At 66.8% G+C, this 17,109-nt stretch carries 13 protein-coding genes and 1 pseudogene; 9 read left to right on the top strand and 5 right to left on the bottom strand.

The window, feature by feature from the left end; translation table 11 throughout:
- The 5 genes and pseudogenes from WA965_RS29550 to WA965_RS29530 form a co-directional block, all read left to right on the top strand.
- Positions 1–337 (top strand): annotated as a pseudogene (locus WA965_RS29550) (DAK2 domain-containing protein); the annotation flags it as partial.
- Between the two features lie 2 nt (positions 338–339).
- Positions 340–2,568: an ATP-dependent DNA helicase RecG gene (recG, locus tag WA965_RS29545; RefSeq protein WP_526294088.1), complete on the top strand. Its 2,229-nt coding sequence runs from the start codon at positions 340–342 to the stop codon at positions 2,566–2,568.
- The gene (locus WA965_RS29540) at positions 2,565–3,272 is read left to right on the top strand and encodes a GmrSD restriction endonuclease domain-containing protein (protein WP_526294087.1); all 708 of its coding nucleotides are present in this window, start codon (positions 2,565–2,567) and stop codon (positions 3,270–3,272) included. Before recG ends, WA965_RS29540 begins: the two co-directional genes overlap by 4 nt.
- A 19-nt stretch (positions 3,273–3,291) precedes the next feature.
- Positions 3,292–4,575, top strand: coding sequence for an MFS transporter (locus tag WA965_RS29535; protein ID WP_526294086.1), 1,284 nt, complete (start codon positions 3,292–3,294; stop codon positions 4,573–4,575).
- A 317-nt stretch (positions 4,576–4,892) separates the two neighbouring features.
- A complete protein-coding gene (locus WA965_RS29530) occupies positions 4,893–7,268 on the top strand; it encodes an arylsulfatase (protein ID WP_526294085.1) in 2,376 nt (791 codons plus the stop codon).
- 5 nt (positions 7,269–7,273) lie between these two features.
- Here WA965_RS29530 and WA965_RS29525 read toward each other — a convergent pair whose 3' ends face one another.
- The 5 genes from WA965_RS29525 to WA965_RS29505 all read right to left on the bottom strand — a co-directional run bounded on the left by WA965_RS29525 (position 7,274) and on the right by WA965_RS29505 (position 12,034).
- Entirely contained in the window at positions 7,274–8,482 is a 1,209-nt protein-coding gene (locus WA965_RS29525; protein WP_526294084.1) for a Dyp-type peroxidase, read from the bottom strand.
- On the bottom strand, positions 8,475–8,987 hold the full coding sequence (locus WA965_RS29520) for a copper chaperone PCu(A)C (protein WP_526294083.1): 513 nt from the start codon (positions 8,985–8,987) through the stop codon (positions 8,475–8,477). The genes WA965_RS29525 and WA965_RS29520 overlap by 8 nt, the downstream gene beginning before the upstream one ends.
- Entirely contained in the window at positions 8,987–10,444 is a 1,458-nt protein-coding gene (locus tag WA965_RS29515) for a PepSY domain-containing protein (RefSeq protein ID WP_526294082.1), read from the bottom strand. Before WA965_RS29515 ends, WA965_RS29520 begins: the two co-directional genes overlap by 1 nt.
- Positions 10,445–10,612: 168 nt before the next feature.
- Positions 10,613–11,152, bottom strand: coding sequence for a hypothetical protein (locus tag WA965_RS29510; protein WP_526294081.1), 540 nt, complete (start codon positions 11,150–11,152; stop codon positions 10,613–10,615).
- 42 nt (positions 11,153–11,194) lie between these two features.
- Complete coding sequence (locus tag WA965_RS29505; RefSeq protein WP_526294080.1) at positions 11,195–12,034, bottom strand: aldo/keto reductase; 840 nt, start codon at positions 12,032–12,034, stop codon at positions 11,195–11,197.
- A gap of 233 nt (positions 12,035–12,267) precedes the next feature.
- Here WA965_RS29505 and WA965_RS29500 point away from each other — a divergent pair, with 233 nt between their 5' ends.
- The 4 genes from WA965_RS29500 to WA965_RS29485 all read left to right on the top strand — a co-directional run.
- Entirely contained in the window at positions 12,268–13,413 is a 1,146-nt protein-coding gene (locus WA965_RS29500; RefSeq protein WP_526448309.1) for an alpha/beta hydrolase, read from the top strand.
- Between the two features lie 32 nt (positions 13,414–13,445).
- Positions 13,446–14,213 carry a DsbA family protein gene (locus WA965_RS29495; protein ID WP_526294078.1) on the top strand — a complete coding sequence of 256 codons (768 nt, stop codon included), beginning with the start codon at positions 13,446–13,448 and terminating at the stop codon, positions 14,211–14,213.
- A complete protein-coding gene (locus WA965_RS29490; RefSeq protein ID WP_526294077.1) occupies positions 14,210–14,845 on the top strand; it encodes a vitamin K epoxide reductase family protein in 636 nt (211 codons plus the stop codon). Before WA965_RS29495 ends, WA965_RS29490 begins: the two co-directional genes overlap by 4 nt.
- Before the next feature lie 61 nt (positions 14,846–14,906).
- Positions 14,907–17,109, top strand: a 2,203-nt coding sequence (locus WA965_RS29485; protein ID WP_526448310.1) for a pyruvate carboxylase, incomplete at its 3' end; no start/stop codon positions are given.

Genomic DNA, 17,109 nt, shown 5'->3' with positions numbered 1-17,109 from the left:
GGCCAGGGCCGCGGCGGGTGCCCGGCACGGTTCGGTCCGGCTCGCCGCCGAAGAGGCGTTGACCTGGGCGGGCACCTGCAAGCCCGGCGACGGCCTCGGTATCGCGGGCGACGAGGTGGTGATCGTGGGCGAGGACATCGTCGCCGCCGCAGCGGGACTGATCGATCTGTTGCTGGCCGCGGGCGGCGAATTGGTGACGGTGCTGACCGGCGACGGTGTGGATGCGGGCGTCGGGGAGGCGCTCGTCGACCACGTGCACCGTCACCACCCGGGGACGGAGACGGTGACCTTCCACACCGGCCACCGCGGCGATGCGCTGCTGATCGGGGTGGAGTGAGCATGGCTTCGCTGAGCGATCGGCTGCCGTTCCTCGTCGGGGACAAGGCCGCGGGACAACTCGAGGAGTACTTCGGCATCCGGACGGTCAACGACCTGGTGCGCTACTTCCCGCGCAAGTACAGCGATGCCATGACCACACGCGGTGAGGGGGAGGATCTCGACCTCGAGGAGGGGGAGCACGTCACCTTCGTCGGTGAGATCACCGACGCCGACACCCGAGTGACCAATCGCCCACCCAAACGTGAGTACCTGGTCCTCACCCTCGGACACCGGCGACCGAAGGTCACCGCCACCTTCTTCAACCCGAAGTTCCTGAAGAAAACGCTGACAAAGGGAACCCGGGTGATGCTTTCCGGTGAGGTCGGCTACTTCAAGGGCACCATGCAGTTGACGCACCCGGCGTTCCTGGTCCTGGGGTCGGGGAAGGGCACCAAGTCTCTGGCGTCGATCGCCGCGGCGTCGACAGCATCCGGTGACGATCTGCTCGCCGAGTTCGAACGAGACTTCTTCCCGATCTATCCGGCCAACTCCAAGATGCAGACCTGGGAGATCTACGCATGTGTGCGTCAGGTGCTCGCGGTACTCGACCCGGTCGCCGAGACGATGCCGAAATCTTTTGTGCGCGAACATCATCTGATGTCAGAAGACGCAGCGCTTCGCGCCGTCCACCTTGCCGAGACCGACGATCCGCGAAAGCGCGCCATCGAGCGGCTCACCTACGACGAAGCTGTCGGCCTGCAATGGGGACTGGTCGTTCGTCGGCACAGCGCTTTCAACGACTCCGGACCTCCCGCGCCGCCGTCACCGGACGGACTGGCGGCTGCGATGGCGGCTCAGTTGCCGTTCACGCTGACCGCGGGACAGCGTGAGGTGCTCGAGGTGATCTCGACGGAGGTCTCCGCCACCCGCCCGATGAATCGCATGCTGCAGGGTGAGGTCGGATCGGGCAAGACCATCGTGGCGCTGCTGGCGATGCTGCAGATGATCGACGCCGGCTATCAGTGCGCCCTGCTGGCGCCGACGGAAGTTCTTGCCGCACAACATGCTCGGTCTATCAACGCCATGCTCGGGCCGTTGGGGATGGCCGGCCAACTCGGCGGGATGGACAGCGCGACGAGGGTGGCGCTGTTGACGGGATCGATGTCGGCAGCGCAGAAACGCGCGGTGCGTGACGAGGTGGCCTCCGGTCAGGCGGGCATCGTCATCGGTACGCACGCGCTGCTGCAGGATGCCGTGGAGTTCCACCGACTCGGAATGGTGGTGGTCGATGAGCAGCACCGATTCGGGGTCGATCAGCGAGACCGGTTGCGCGCGAAGGCCCCTGACGGCATCACTCCTCACCTGCTGGTGATGACCGCGACTCCGATTCCCCGTACCGTGGCGCTCGCGGTCTACGGCGACCTCGAGATATCGACACTGCGGGAGTTGCCCCGCGGACGTCAGCCCATCACGTCGAACACGATCTTCATGAAACAGAAGCCGGCCTGGCTCAACCGGGCGTGGGCCCGGATCGCCGAGGAGGTGCAGGCCGGGCGCCAGGCGTACGTCGTGGCGTCGCGTATCGACGAGGACGACAAATCCACCGACACGAAGAAGGCCGAGAAGGATACGAAAGAGGCCGGCCCGCCTCCGGTTACGGTGGTGGAACTACTCGCACGACTGCAGCGTGGACCGCTGGCCGGCCTGCGGCTGGGTCTGATGCACGGTCGATTGCCCAGCGATGAGAAGGACGCCGTGATGGCCGCCTTCCGCGCACGTGAGATCGACGTGCTGGTGTGCACGACGGTGATCGAGGTGGGTGTCGACGTGCCCAACGCCACCATCATGGTGGTGATGGACGCAGACAGGTTCGGCATCAGCCAGCTCCACCAGCTGCGCGGGCGCATCGGCCGCGGCGAGCATCCCAGCCTGTGTCTGCTGGCCACCAACCTGCCCGAGGAATCCAAGGCGGGACGACGCCTCAAAGCAGTCGCGAGCACCCAGGACGGCTTTGCGCTCGCCGATCTCGATCTGCAGGAGCGCAGCGAAGGCGACGTGCTCGGCATCCATCAGTCGGGACGGCCCATCACGCTGCGCTTCCTCTCACTCGCCGAGCACTACGACATCATTCGCGCGGCCCGGGATCTGTGCGAGTCGGTGTACGAATCCGACCCGCAGGATGCCGGCATGAGGGTGTTGTCGGCGCCGTTCACCGACACCGACCGCGTCGAGTTCCTGGACAAGTCATGAGCCGCAAGCGAGTTCTGTGGTTGGCGGTGGCCGCCACGCTCGCGGTGATCGTCGCGGTCCAGGTCACCTCCACCGCACAGGACCCGTCGCGGTTCATCGCACAGGCCGACATCCCCACCGTCACCCCCGGGGCCGATGTGCTCTTCGGTATCGCGGAGATCCCCGCTCGTGTCCGTGGCTACGACTACCGCCGGGATGCGTTCGGTGAGTCGTGGACCGATGACACCACGGCCCCGGGTGGTCGAAACGGTTGCGACACCCGCAATGACATCCTCAACCGCGATCTGCTCGACAAGACCTACGTCGCCATCTCGCGCTGTCCCGCCGCGGTGGCCACCGGAGTTCTGCTCGATCCCTACACCAGCGTGCTGGTGCCGTTCACCCGCGGAGCCCAGACCGGCGCCGAGGTGCAGATCGACCACATCGTGCCGCTGGCGCTCGCCTGGGATCTCGGCGCGCGGAACTGGTCCGACGAGATGCGTACCCGGTTCGCCAACGACCCGTCCAATTTGATTGCGGTACAAGGTGACGCCAATCAGGACAAGGGTGACAAGGAGCCGGCGGTGTGGATGCCACCCAACGCGGCGTTCCACTGCCAGTACGCGATGCAGTTCATCGCGGTGTTGCGCGGCTACGGGCTACCGGTGGACGCGCCGTCAAAATCTGCGCTGAGGCAGGCTACGGAGACATGTCCGGCAGGCTAGCGGCACAGGCGTCCGGCAGATGCGCAGCGCAGTGACCACACCCGGCCCCGCCACCCCGACCGCCGCGCAGGTCGACGCGATCCAAAGACGCACGCTGCGCGTGCTGTTCGCCGCGCAGATCCTCAGCGGCGCGGGCCTCGCCGCCGGAGTCACCGTCGGCGCGCTCCTTGCCCAGGACATGCTCGGCTCCACCGGCCTGGCCGGGCTACCCAGCGCCCTGTTCACCATCGGGTCCGCGGCCGCCGCCGCTGCCGTCGGGCAGTTGTCCCAACGTTTCGGCCGCAGAATCGGACTCGCTGCCGGCTACCTCACCGGCGCGGTGGGCAGCGTCGGCATCGTCCTCGCCGCAACCGCCGGCAATGTGGCGCTTCTGTTCGTCGCACTGTTCGTCTACGGCGCCGGCACCGCCACCAATCTGCAAGCCCGCTACGCCGGCGCCGACCTGGCTCACCACGACCGCCGCGCCCGCGCGATCAGCACGGTGCTTGTCGCGACGACCGTCGGCGCCGTGATCGGCCCCAACCTCGTCGGTGTGCTCGGCGACCTCGCCGACACCTTCGGCGTGCCACGATTGGCGGGCCCGTTTCTGCTCGCTGCCGTCGCCTATGGTGCGGCGGGCACCACCATCTGGATCCTGTTGCGACCCGACCCGTTACACGTCGCCGCCGCCTTCCAGGACCAGCCGGTGCCCGACAGTGTCGATGCGACCGATATCCCGGCAGGCGTGGCCTCGTCGTGGAACAGTGCCGTGCTCGCCGGAGCGGCGGTCATGATGATCACCCAGCTTGTGATGGTCGCCATCATGACCATGACGCCGGTCTACATGCAGCACCATCATCACGGTCTGGCCGCCGCCGGTCTCGTCATCTCCGTGCACGTCGCTGCCATGTACCTCCCCTCACCGATATCGGGTTACCTTGTCGACCGCTTCGGGTCAGCCAGGACCGCCGGTCTGGCCGCCATCATGCTGATCAGCGCCGGCGCGGTGGCTGCCTTTGCGCCGGCCCACTCCGTTGTCGCCCTCGCCGTGGCTTTGGCGCTGCTCGGATTCGGATGGAGTCTCGGTCTGATCGCCGGTACCACCACCATCACCGATGCGGCACCCATCACCAACCGCGCCAGAACCCAGGGCACCGTCGATCTGTTCGTCGCGGTCGCGGGAGCTGTCGGCGGCCTGTCGTCGGGGCTGATCGTCGCTCAGACCAGCTACCCCACCCTCGCCGTCATCGGCGCAGTCACCGCAGCAACGCTCGTTCCCATCCTGCTGATGGGTCGTCGGGACCGGGAGGCAATCCGGACCTGACGTGCACCGTACTGCCTGGGAATCGAGCGAACTCGCGCATCCGCTCCCAGCGCGTGTGATCGGTTCGGCCGTGGCTCACCACTGCCCGCGAGGGCAATGGCAACGTGATGTGCTGCATCGACGTCGCGCACGGCCGAACCGTGTACTCACACTACATGAACATCTGAATGGTTGGACAGATGACTTCGAAAGGCCGGTTCACCTGTCTGACGCCCCGGCCATTGACATCGATTCGCCGCTGTCTGCGTATGGGTTGTCGGCAGCGTCAACGATGTGACGCGCCGACCACGACGATCCTTCAGCAGCGAGGGGACACGATGAGTCTCGACAAGCCCACGGCGCCGGGAGCCCCGCGAATCGCGCGGGAACAACTGCCGATACCCGAGCCCAAGCACGTGGGGCTCACCACCTATGACGCCAAAGATCCGAACACCAAATATCCGCCGATCACCGAACTGCGCCCACCTGAGGGTGCACCCAACGTGCTGATCGTGCTGATCGACGATGTCGGATTCGGTGCATCCTCGGCGTTCGGCGGGCCGTGTCGGACACCGGTGGCTGAGCGGCTCGCGGCAAACGGGCTCAAGCTCAACAGGTTTCACACAACCGCACTGTGCTCGCCCACCCGCCAGGCGTTGCTGACGGGACGCAACCACCACTCCGTGGGAATGGGTGCGATCACCGAGATGGCGACGTCGGCGCCGGGCAACTGCAGCATCAGGCCCAAGGAGAAGGCGCCGGTGGCCGAAACCCTCAAGCTCAACGGGTATTCCACCGCGCAGTTCGGTAAGTGCCACGAGGTCCCCGGTTGGGAGGTCACTCCGGTCGGCCCCTTCCATCAGTGGCCCACCGGTTCAGGGTTCGAGTACTTCTACGGATTCGTGGGTGGGGAGGCCAACCAGTACTACCCCGGTCTTTACGAGGGCACCACCGCGGTCGAGCCACCACGCTCGCCCGAGGAGGGCTACACCCTCACCGAGGATCTCGCCGACCGCGCGATCACCTGGGTGCGCCAGCAGAAAGCGCTGATGCCGGACAAACCGTTCTTCATGTATTTCGCTCCGGGCGCCACCCACGCCCCGCACCAGGTCTCCAAGGAATGGTCGGACAAGTACCAGGGCGTATTCGATGATGGCTGGGATGTTCTGCGGGAGAACATCATCGCCAAGCAGAAGGATCTCGGCGTGGTGCCGCAAGACGCCGAACTGACCCGCCGGCACGACGAGATCCCGGCGTGGGACGACATGCCCGACGAACTCAAGCCGGTGCTGGCCAGGCAGATGGAGATCTATGCAGGGTTCCTCGAGCAGACCGATCACGAGGTCGGCCGGGTCGTCGACGCGATCGACCATCTCGGCTTCCTGGACAACACGCTGATCTACTACATCATCGGCGACAACGGTGCCTCGGCCGAGGGCACCATCAACGGGTGCTTCAACGAGATGACCACGCTCAACGGTATGCCCGGGATCGAGACCGTGGAGTTCCTGCTGTCCAAGATCGATGACTTCGGCACACCCGAGGCGTACAACCACTACGCGGTCGGCTGGGCCCACGCCCTGTGCGCGCCGTATCAGTGGACCAAGCAGGTGGCGTCGCACTGGGGTGGCACCCGCAACGGCACCATCGTCCACTGGCCCGGCGGTTTGCCCGGCAGGGGCGAGACCCGCGACCAGTTCCACCACGTGATCGACGTCGCGCCCACGATCCTGGAGGCCGCCGGCGTGCCCGCGCCGACACTGGTGAACGGGATCGCCCAGGCGCCACTTGAAGGTGTCAGCATGCTGGGCACGCTGCGTGCCGCCGATGCTCCCGAGACACACGACGTGCAGTACTTCGAGATGATGGGCAACCGGGGTGTCTACCACCAGGGCTGGACGGCTGTCACCAAACACCGCACGCCGTGGAAGGCGGACACCCCCGCACCTTTCGATGACGACGTCTGGGAACTGTACGGTCCCGACGACTGGACGCAGTCCCGTGATCTGGCTGCCGAGCAGCCCCAGAAACTTGCTGAACTGCAACGACTCTGGCTGATCGAAGCGGTGAAGTACAACGTGGTACCACTCGATGACCGCGGGTTCGAGCGGATCAATCCCGACATCGCGGGGCGCCCGCAGCTGATCCGTGGCAACACCCAACTGCTCTTCCAGGGAATGCGCGTCAGCGAGTGGTGTGTGTTGACGTTGAAGAACAAGTCCCACTCGGTGACCGCAAACCTGGTAGTGCCGGAAACAGGTGCCAACGGGGTGATCATCACTCAGGGCGGCAGCGTGGGTGGGTGGTCGCTGTACGCCCACGAGGGCACGCTGCGGTACTGCTTCAATTTCTTCGGCATCGAGCACTACATCGTCAGAGCGGACACGCCGATACCGGCAGGCAAGCACCAGGTTCGGATGGAGTTCGCCTACGACGGAGGGGGATTGGCCAAGGGCGGCGACGTCACGCTCTACTACGACGGACAGCGGGTCGGAGCCGGCCGGGTCGAAAAGACCATCCCGATGGGCTATTCCGCCGACGAGGCCTGCGATGTCGGATCCGACACCGGTTCGCCTGCCTCACCTGACTACGGTCCGACCGGTAACCGCTTCACCGGTGAGATCGAGTGGGTCCAACTCGACATCGGCGAAGACAGCCACGACCACCTGATCACCCCGGAGGAGAGGTTCAACCTCGCGATGGCGCGACAGTGAGCGCGTCACGCTTCCAGCAGCGACTGCCCCAGATAGCCGTCTTCTGATGCGCCGGGAAGTACCGCAAAAACGGCCGACCCGATGGTGGTGACCCACCGGTTGAGCGCATCGGATGCGGCCAACCGCCGCTGTACCGGTGTGAACTGCAGCCTCGGGTCGCGCTGGTAGGCGGCAAAGATCAGACCGCAGTCGGTGGTCTGACCCGCCGGCGGAGGATGGTCGTAGTTGTAGGCCCGGCGCAGAAAACGTTCGTCGGCATGGCGGTGCCGTGCCAGCGCGATGTGTGCGTTGGGTGGGATGACCGGGATCCCCAATTCGGTGGCCTCCAAGTCGGGCTCGTCGAACTCACCTGTACCGGTCAGCGGCGCACCGGACTCGAGACGGCGGCCGACCGTCAATTCCTTGCTGGTGCGGTCGAGTTCGTCCCAGGTGTCGAGTTCGGCTCTGATCCGGCGCAGGACCAGGATGGTGCCGCCGGCGAACCATCGCTGCTGCGCACCGTCATCCCAGACGTGACGATCGAAGTCCGCGTCGTCGCGCAGGTTCGCGGTGCCGTCGACCTGGCCCATCAGGTTGCGCATCGTCGTGCCGGAGGGGTTGGTGCCCCGTGCGTTGCGGAATCCGCTCTGCCGCCATCGCTGTGAGGTCATGGCGCGGACGTTCTTGAGCAGTACCCGACTCGTATGGGCTACGACGACCGGATCGTCTGCGCAGATCTGGAGCAGAAGATCACCGCCACACCACCGAGGCTCGAGGCGGTCGGTGTCAAAACCGGGCAACGCCGCCGCCGAAGCCGGTCGTGACCGGGTGAGACCGACCCGGTCGAAGACGGTGGACCCGAGTCCGACGGTCACGGTGAGCCGCGCGGGGTGATGCGTGAGTTCGGGTTCGGTGTCGGCCAGAGCCGGGATTCCCTGCGTGAGCCGCGCTGCGTCGGCAGTCCACAGCTTCAGGATCGCCTGCAGGGTGTCGCGAGGGCTTCGGCCACCGTCGGGCCGCAGGTCCAGCGCGACGAACAGCGAGTGCGCCTGCGGGGCGGTCCTGACGCCGCCCTGGTGCACTCCGTGGAACGGCTCGCTGTCGGACCCCGAACCATCCGTCGTGGAGGACGGCTCGACGAATCCGCACTGGGTGAGTGTGGCGGTGGTGGCCAGCGCGGCGGCGCCCCCGCCCAGAAGGCGCCGCCGGCTGACTGCGGGTCGGCGGTCAGCCATGGTCGTGCATATCGGGCTGGTAGTCCTCGTTGCCGCCCGGGAAGTCGCGGACCTGGGCGGTGACCGGCAGTTCGGACCCGTCCTCGAACATCACCGTCAGCGACACCTCGGCACCTGGTCGCAGTGGTTGCCCGAGGTCCATCAACATCAGGTGATCACCTCCGGGGACCAGCTCATGTGTGCCCCCGGCCGCAACCGTCAGCCCGCCGGCCTTGGGCCGCATCATCGTGGCGCCGCCTGCATCGGGGACCACCTCGTGGATCTCGACCCGTCCCGCGGCCGGAGAACTGCCGGCCACGACATGGGCGGCGGCAGGGCCGGTATTGCGGAAGATGCCGAACACCGCGGCCATACCGGCGTCCGCCGCGGTGGCCCACTGATCGTCGAGTGTCACGTTGGCGGCCATCGGCTCCACGGTGTGGTTGTCCGACGACGTGCAGCCGGATGCAGCGAGTGTCACTACGACCAGCGCGGTGACCAGTTTACGGAATCGTTTGTCAGACATCAGAATCCACCTTGAATTTTAGTAGTTCCCTGCTGCTGCTTGACCGCGCCGAGGATCAGGTCGACGACAACAAAGGCCACCAACGTAAGCCCGAGGAGCGGCAGGAACCAGCCCACCCCCGCCGCGACGACAGCCACCGCGGCGATGGCGACCGGATGCAACCGACGAAGGCCGCCGCGCAGCGGGGGGCGGCCGACGGCCCACGCGGAGCCGCGAACCGGACGGCGTTGCCACCACATTCGGTATCCGCGGACGATCACGGTCAGCAGTCCGACCGCGATGCCGAGCAGCAGCAGCTGGTTCAGCAGGCCGAAGAGAAGTCCCATGTGCCCCCGAATGCCCCAGTCGGCCAGCTTCGCGATCACCGAATAGTCGCGCCAGTAGTCGATCTCGCTGATCACGTCGTGACCGGCGGGATCGATCGCGGCGGCGTTGGTCGTCAGCCGATAGGGCTTGTCGATCTCGGTGACGCCGACACCTTCGCCCTGCTCTGCGGGCAGTGTGAGCTCCACGGGCAGTCGAACCCCCACACCCGCCGCGGCCTCGAGCACTGCTCCGTAGTCGATTGCCGACGGGTCGAGCACCGGGTGGTCCATTGCGGGAGTGCCGCCGTGGGCGGAGTGGTCGCCGGCCGGGGCAGCGGTCAGCGCGGTGTCCAGTTGGGGCCGTTGCCAATCGAAGGCGGTCCTGATATCGCTGACGTGTGCCCCGGCGTAGGTCGACCAGGTGATTCCGGTGGCGGACAGGAACAGCAGGCCCGCCAGCAGCCAGACACCGGTCGCCCCATGCCAATTGAGAGTTCGGGATCGTCCGGTGACGCTGCGGTCGACGGTGAGCATCCGGCCTGCCCGGTTGCGGCGACGCTCACTTGCCGCCTTGACCAGCCACAGGTACACGCCCCCGAGCGCCACCACCCAGAGCCAGGACGCTGCGAGCTCGCTGTAGACCCGGCCCGGTTCGCCGAGGTTGAGGTGACGGTGCAGGCCGTCGAGCCAGGTGCTCAGTGGCAGGTAGCCGAACCAGGTTGCCTCATCACCCAGCACGGCACCGGTGTAGGGATCGACGAATGCCGCACGCAACGATTCTTCGTCGAGTGTGGGGTCGGAGAAATAGATCCGGGTGGACTCCGTGTCGCCGGCCGGTGGTCGCATCCCGGTCATCGTGAGTTCGGGAAAGGCGGACTGCGCCAGGGCGGCTTGTTCGCGCAGTGCCAGCGGTTGGCCCGAGGGTTCGACGAACAGGATGTCGCTGTAGACGAACCGTTCGAGTGTCGGGGCGAGCGCGTAGAGCCCGCCGGTGATCGCCGCTACGACGAGGAACGGCGCCACCAGAACGCCGGCGTAGAAGTGAAGGCGCATCACAAAGGGCCGCCAACTTCGTCGCGCCAACGTCGGCGGTGGCGGGGCGAGTGAATCGGGAATCGGGGTCGGTTCGATGGTGTCTTCAGGAACGGTCATGTGGTGTGGCCTTCGGTGGTCATGAGGACGCGACGCGACAGCAAGCAGCGTCGGTGCCAGTGCTATTGAGGTGCGTTACCGCCGTCGTCGCGGAGCGAAGACAGGCGGGCAGGCGAGAACCCGCAGCGCATCGCTGCAGGATCGTGGAGGCGAGTCAGAGAGCCGCTGTCAGGCGGCGGTGACCAGCCGCGGGGGAGCGCGCATACCCAGACCGGTGATGAGGACCGGTTGCACGGCAACGATGTTCGTCGCCCGTCGAACGGTTCGCACCGGCGGTCGCGGCGCGCGCAGCGCGAACAGGCGTAGCCAGCAGAGAACCGACGAGCAGACGACGTAGAGGTATTCGGCCGCCGCGATGGCGACGCCGAGGATCACGGCCGCGCCGATGTGGGAGGCGGCCATCGCCGGGCTCATGCCCAGCACACTGCCGGCGTGATGGTGGCCCGTCGCCGCCAGGCTCACGTGGCCCAGGAACTGTGCAGCGCACAACGCTGCCGTGGTGGCCAGCCACCGGGCGCTGCGGCCTTCCAACCGCAAGCAGCCGATGGCCGCCCCGATGGTGGCGCAGACCAGAAGCGCGATGACCAGCGCGCCACCGAAGGGAATGCCACCGCCGGCGGCGGCGTGAGCGCCGACCGTCATCACCGACGACACCACGCCGACCAGCGCACCGCGTAAACCGCGCGCACGTGACTTCGGCGTTCCCACGTGGGGTACCTTACCGCCTGGACTACTACAGGACTTAGTAGATCAGGGGCCGGTGTAGGTCTCGGGATCCGGACGGAACCGGGTGCCATCGTCGAGGCCGTTGAGAACCGACATCTGGTCCTCGGTCAGCTCGAAGTCGAACACCTCGAGATTTGCCTTGATCCGCTCGGGCGACGACGACCGCGGGATGACGACGTTGCCCAGTTGCAGGCTCCACCGGATCAGCACCTGCGCCGGCGTCCTGCCCTGCGACTCGGCGATCTCGGTGACTGCGGCGTTGCCGAGGACATTGCCGACGCCCAACGGGCTGTAGGCCTCGGTGGTGATCCCGTGTTCGGCGTTGATCGCGCGCAGTTCTGCCTGGTTGAGCAGCGGATGAAGTTCGATCTGATTGACGGCCGGGATGAAGAAGGACAGGCTGATGAGGTCGTCGAGATGCTCGGAATGGAAGTTGCAGACGCCGATGGAGCGGGCGTCGCCGAGTTCCTTGGCCTTCATCAGGCCACCCCAGCTGTCGACGTACTTGCCCTCCTCGACGGCGGGCCAGTGGATCAGGTAGAGGTCGACGTAGTCGAGTCCCAGTCGCTCGAGACTGGCGGTGAGGGCGTGGCGCGAGGATGTGAAGCCCTGGTCCTCGGTAGCCAGCTTGGTCGTCACGAAGAGCTCGTCGCGCGACACCCCGGACTGTGCGATCGCCCGTCCCACGGCGGCCTCGTTGCCGTAGGCGGCCGCGGTGTCGATCATCCGGTAACCGGCCTCCAGCGCGGCCAGTACCGCGGTTTCGGTTTCGGAATCCGACAACTCGCCCACGCCGAGACCGATGACCGGCATCGTGTGGTCGTCGTTGAGTGTGACGGTGGGAATCGCTGCCGCCGAGGTCATGTCACCTACCTGCTCGAGTGGAGTGCTCGTCAACCGGGCCCCGCCCATTGTCGCTTGTGGTTCGGTCCGGAACGCCTGTGTCGCTGATGGTTGACTTGTCGCCGATGACTATATTGCCGCGGAGGTTAACGCGCCTAATCATCGACGGGCCCGGTGTTTCGCCTGCCGGCTCCAGGCAGCAGCCGGCGCCGGTCAGCGTCGGCGGTAGGGTCTGCCGAAACGAGGGAGCAGACATGACGCAGAGCGCGACGGGGCAAGCGCCCGCGACCGGATCCCACTTGGCTGCAGATGTGACGCAGCCTCCGATCCGTCGCCGGGTCCGCGCCAGGGACGTCGTCGCCAACAGGGTCGCCGCCGTGACGTTGCGCGGACTGCCGCACATCCCCGAACGCGTCAAACGCCTGCTGCTGGGCGGGCGCTCGATCACTCTCGACGGCAACACTCTCGACACGACGTTGCAGCTGATGCTCGCCGGTCAGCAGGCACTCGGTCTCGACGGCCTCGTCGCCGACGACGATTTTGTCGCCGCGCGCGTTCAACTGGAGTTGCTGTCGGCCAGCTTCCGCAAACGCATCCCCGTCTCCGGGGTCACCGACCTGACGGTGACGGGCGCCGTGGGCCCGATCGAGGCACGGCATTACCGCACCGCCGAGCCCGGCGCCCCGCTGCTGGTCTTCTACCACGGTGGCGGTCACGTGATCGGCAGCATCGACACCCACGACGACCTGTGCCGGGAGATCTGTCGCGCGGGCAGTGTCCATGTGCTGTCGGTCGACTACCGGTTGGCCCCCGAGCACAAGGCACCCGCGGGCTTCGAGGACGCGTACGCCGCCTACCTGTGGGCCCGCGAGCACGCCGCCGAGCTGGGTGCGGACCCGCAGCGTGTCGCCGTCGGCGGCGACAGTGCGGGGGCGAATCTGTCGGCGGTGGTCTCGCAGCAGGCCCGCAACAACGGGGTACCGGTGCCCGCGTTGCAGCTGCTGATCTACCCCGTGACCGACCACCGCGGGCAGACCCGTTCGCGGACCCTGTTCGCGCGGGGATTTTTCCTCACCGAACGCGATATGGACTGGTTCACCTCCCGGTTCCTCGACGGCGCGCAGGTCGACGGCACCGATCCGCGGGTGTCGCCGCTGCTGGCCGACGACCTCTCCGGGCTGCCGCCAGCCCTGGTCGTCACCGCGGGCTTCGACCCGCTGCGCGACGAGGGCAGGCACTACGCCGAGGCCATGCGCGAGGCCGGGGTGGCCGTCGACTACCGGGAGTACGGATCGGTGGTGCACGGCTTCGCCAACTTCTTCCCGTTGGGAGGGGACAGCGCCACCGCAACCGCCGATGTCATCTCCGCGATGCGCGCACATCTGACCCGCGCCGGCTAACTGCTCCGGATCGCGCCGGTACTCTGTGATGCGTGGCGACCAAACCCAAGAAGAACAAGAACGCGCGGTACGACCTGAAGGCCGCCGACCGTAAGCGCAACCTGTTCGTCCAGATCGGGCTGACCGCGGTCGTGGTGATCTTCGCGGTCTCCCTGGTGCTGTACATCGTGATGTCGGCCGACGAAAAGCCCACTGCGGGCGAGGCCGATCCCATCAGGGTCGAGTCGACCAGCCTGATCAAGAAGGAGGGCACCGAGGAGCCCAAGGCTGTGGTGTCGCTCTACGAGGACTTCCTGTGCCCGGCCTGCGGCCGGTTCGAGCAGCAGTTCGGCCCGACGATCAGCCAGCTCGTGGACTCCGGCGCGATCGCTGCCGACTACTACATGGTCGCCATCCTGGACCGTCAGCAGAACCAGAACTACTCGTCGCGCTCCGGTGCTGCCGCGTACTGCGTGGCCGACGAGTCGGTCGACGCGTTCCGGCGCTTCCACGCCGCGCTCTACGCCCAGCAGCCCGGTGAGACCGGCTCGTCCTTCCCCGACAACGCGCGCCTCGTCGAGATCGCCCGTCAGGCCGGCGCAGGCGGAACCGTGCCGGAGTGCATCAACAACGGCACGTACGTCGACATGGTGAAGGGCCTCGCCGGCGCCACCAATGTCAACTCCACCCCGACGATCCGGATCAACGGCGAGGACTATCAGCCGAGCACGCCGGACGCGCTGGTCGCCAAGATCAGGGAAATCGTCGGCGACGTGCCCGCACTGGACGCGATCGCTCCCGCACCGGCACCGGCGTCATGACCGTCACCGCGCCCACTCCGACCTCACCGGCCGATCCGTCGGCCGGCGAGCCGGTTCGTGGCGCGGTTGCGCGGAGCAGCGCGCTGTGGGTGCTGATCGCCGGCGTGGTCGGTCTGGCGTCAGCGCTGACCTTGACGATCGAGAAGATCGAACTGCTGATCAACCCGGACTACGTGCCGTCGTGCAGCATCAACCCGGTGCTGTCCTGCGGCTCGGTGATGGTCACCCCGCAGGCGTCGCTGTTCGGTTTCCCGAACCCGCTGATCGGCATCGTCTCCTTCGCCGTCGTGGTCGTGACGGGTGTGCTGGCCCTGGCGAAGGTGAACCTGCCGCGCTGGTACTGGGCCGGTCTGGCCGGCGGTGCGCTGCTGGGCACGGTGTTCGTGCACTGGCTGATCTTCCAGAGCCTGTACCGGATCGGCGCGCTGTGCCCCTACTGCATGGTGGTGTGGGCGGTGACCGTCCCGCTGCTGGTGGTGGTCGCGTCGATCGCGCTGCGGCCACAGCACAGTGGCTCCGCGCTGGTCAGAGAGCTCCACACGTGGCGCTGGTCGCTGGTCGCGTTGTGGTTCACCGCGGTGATCCTGCTGATCCTCGAGCGTTTCTGGAACTACTGGTCGACTCTGATCTGATTGGCCGGAACCGCCTAGGTCAGAGGTTTTCGGAAGGTTAGAGTGAACCGTGACCGGTCAGATCTCGAAGGTTCTTGTTGCCAATCGCGGTGAAATCGCCATCCGTGCGTTCCGCGCCGCCTACGAGATGGGCATCGCCACCGTCGCGGTCTACCCGCACGAGGATCGCAACTCCCTGCACCGGCTGAAGGCCGACGAGTCCTATCAGATCGGTGAGATCGGCCATCCCGTCCGGGCCTACCTGTCGGTCGACGAGATGATCCGGGTCGCCACCCAGGCAGGGGCGGACGCGATCTATCCGGGATACGGCTTCCTGTCGGAGAACCCGGAACTGGCGGCGTCCTGCGCGGCGGCGGGCATCACGTTCGTGGGCCCCAGCGCGGGGGTGCTGGAGCTTACCGGGAACAAGGCCAGGGCGATCGCAGCGGCGCGTGCCGCCGGCCTTCCGGTGCTGACGTCCTCGGAGCCGTCGGCGTCGGTCGACGAACTGGTCGAAGCTGCGCGCGACATGGAGTTCCCGCTGTTCGTCAAGGCGGTGTCCGGTGGTGGCGGTCGCGGCATGCGGCGGGTGACCGACCGCGCCGCGTTGAACGAGGCCATCGAGGCCGCCAGCCGCGAGGCCGAGTCGGCGTTCGGCGATGCGACGGTCTACCTCGAGCAGGCGGTTCTCAACCCGCGCCACATCGAGGTGCAGATCCTGGCGGACACCGCCGGCAACGTGATGCATCTGTTCGAACGCGACTGCAGCGTGCAGCGCCGGCACCAGAAGGTCATCGAGCTGGCGCCCGCTCCGAATCTGTCAGAGGAGTTGCGGCAGAAGATCTGTGACGACGCCGTCTCGTTCGCCCGCGAGATCGACTACACCTGTGCCGGCACCGTGGAGTTCCTTCTCGACGAGCGCGGGCATCACGTGTTCATAGAGTGCAACCCGCGGATCCAGGTGGAGCACACGGTCACCGAAGAGATCACCGACGTCGACCTGGTGGCCAGCCAGATGCGGATCGCAGCAGGGGAGACGCTCGCAGACCTCGGGCTGAGTCAGGACTCGCTGGTCATCCGTGGAGCGGCGATGCAGTGCCGGATCACCACCGAGGATCCCGCCAACGGCTTCCGTCCCGACACCGGCCGCATCACCGCCTACCGTTCACCGGGCGGCGCGGGTATCCGCCTCGACGGTGGTGCGGTGCTCGGCGGCGAGATCGGCGCGCACTTCGACTCGATGCTGGTCAAACTCACTTGTCGCGGTAGGGATTTCAACGCCGCGGTGGCGCGCGCGTACCGGGCGCTGGCCGAGTTCCGGATCCGCGGCGTGTCGACGAACATCCCATTCCTGCAGGCGGTGATCGACGATCCCGATTTCCGCGCCGGGCGGGTCACCACGTCGTTCATCGACGAACGGCCTTATCTGCTGACCGCCCGCTCGCCGGCTGACCGTGGCACCAAGATCCTCAACTATCTGGCCGAGGTCACGGTCAACCAACCGCACGGCCCGCGGACGTCGACGGTCTACCCGCAGGACAAGTTGCCGCAGGTCGACCTCGACGCGATGCCGCCGCGGGGCAGCAAGCACCTGCTCACCGAGGTGGGTCCGGAGGCGTTCGCCCGATGGATGCGGGAATCGAGATCCCTCGGCGTCACCGACACCACGTTCCGCGACGCCCACCAGTCACTGCTGGCGACCCGGATCCGCACGTCGGGCCTGTTGATGGTGGCGCCTCACATTGCGCGGATGACGCCGCAGTTGCTGTCGATCGAGTGCTGGGGTGGCGCGACTTACGATGTGGCGCTTCGGTTCCTGAAGGAGGATCCCTGGGACAGGCTCGCCGCGCTGCGGGAAGCGGTTCCCAACATCTGTCTGCAGATGCTGCTGCGCGGCCGCAACACCGTCGGCTACACGCCGTACCCCGAGTCGGTCACCCACGCGTTCGTGCAGGAGGCGACCGCGACGGGCATCGACATCTACCGCATCTTCGATGCGCTCAACAACGTCGATTCGATGCGGCCCGCCATCGACGCGGTGCGTGAAACCGGCACGGCGGTCGCCGAAGTCGCGATGTCCTACACCGGAGACCTGTCCGATCCGGCCGAGAACCTCTACACGCTGGACTACTACCTCAAGCTCGCCGAACAGATCGTCGACGCCGGGGCGCACGTGCTGGCGATCAAGGACATGGCCGGTCTGCTGCGTCCGCAGGCGGCGGCTGCGTTGGTCAGCGCGTTGCGGAGCCGATTCGATCTGCCGGTGCATGTGCACACCCATGACA

This window comes from Mycobacterium sp., assembly GCF_049683935.1.
GTDB lineage: Bacteria > Actinomycetota > Actinomycetes > Mycobacteriales > Mycobacteriaceae > Mycobacterium.
The sequence above is the reverse complement of the archived record's forward strand: the minus strand, read 5'-3'. Positions and strand labels throughout refer to the sequence as shown.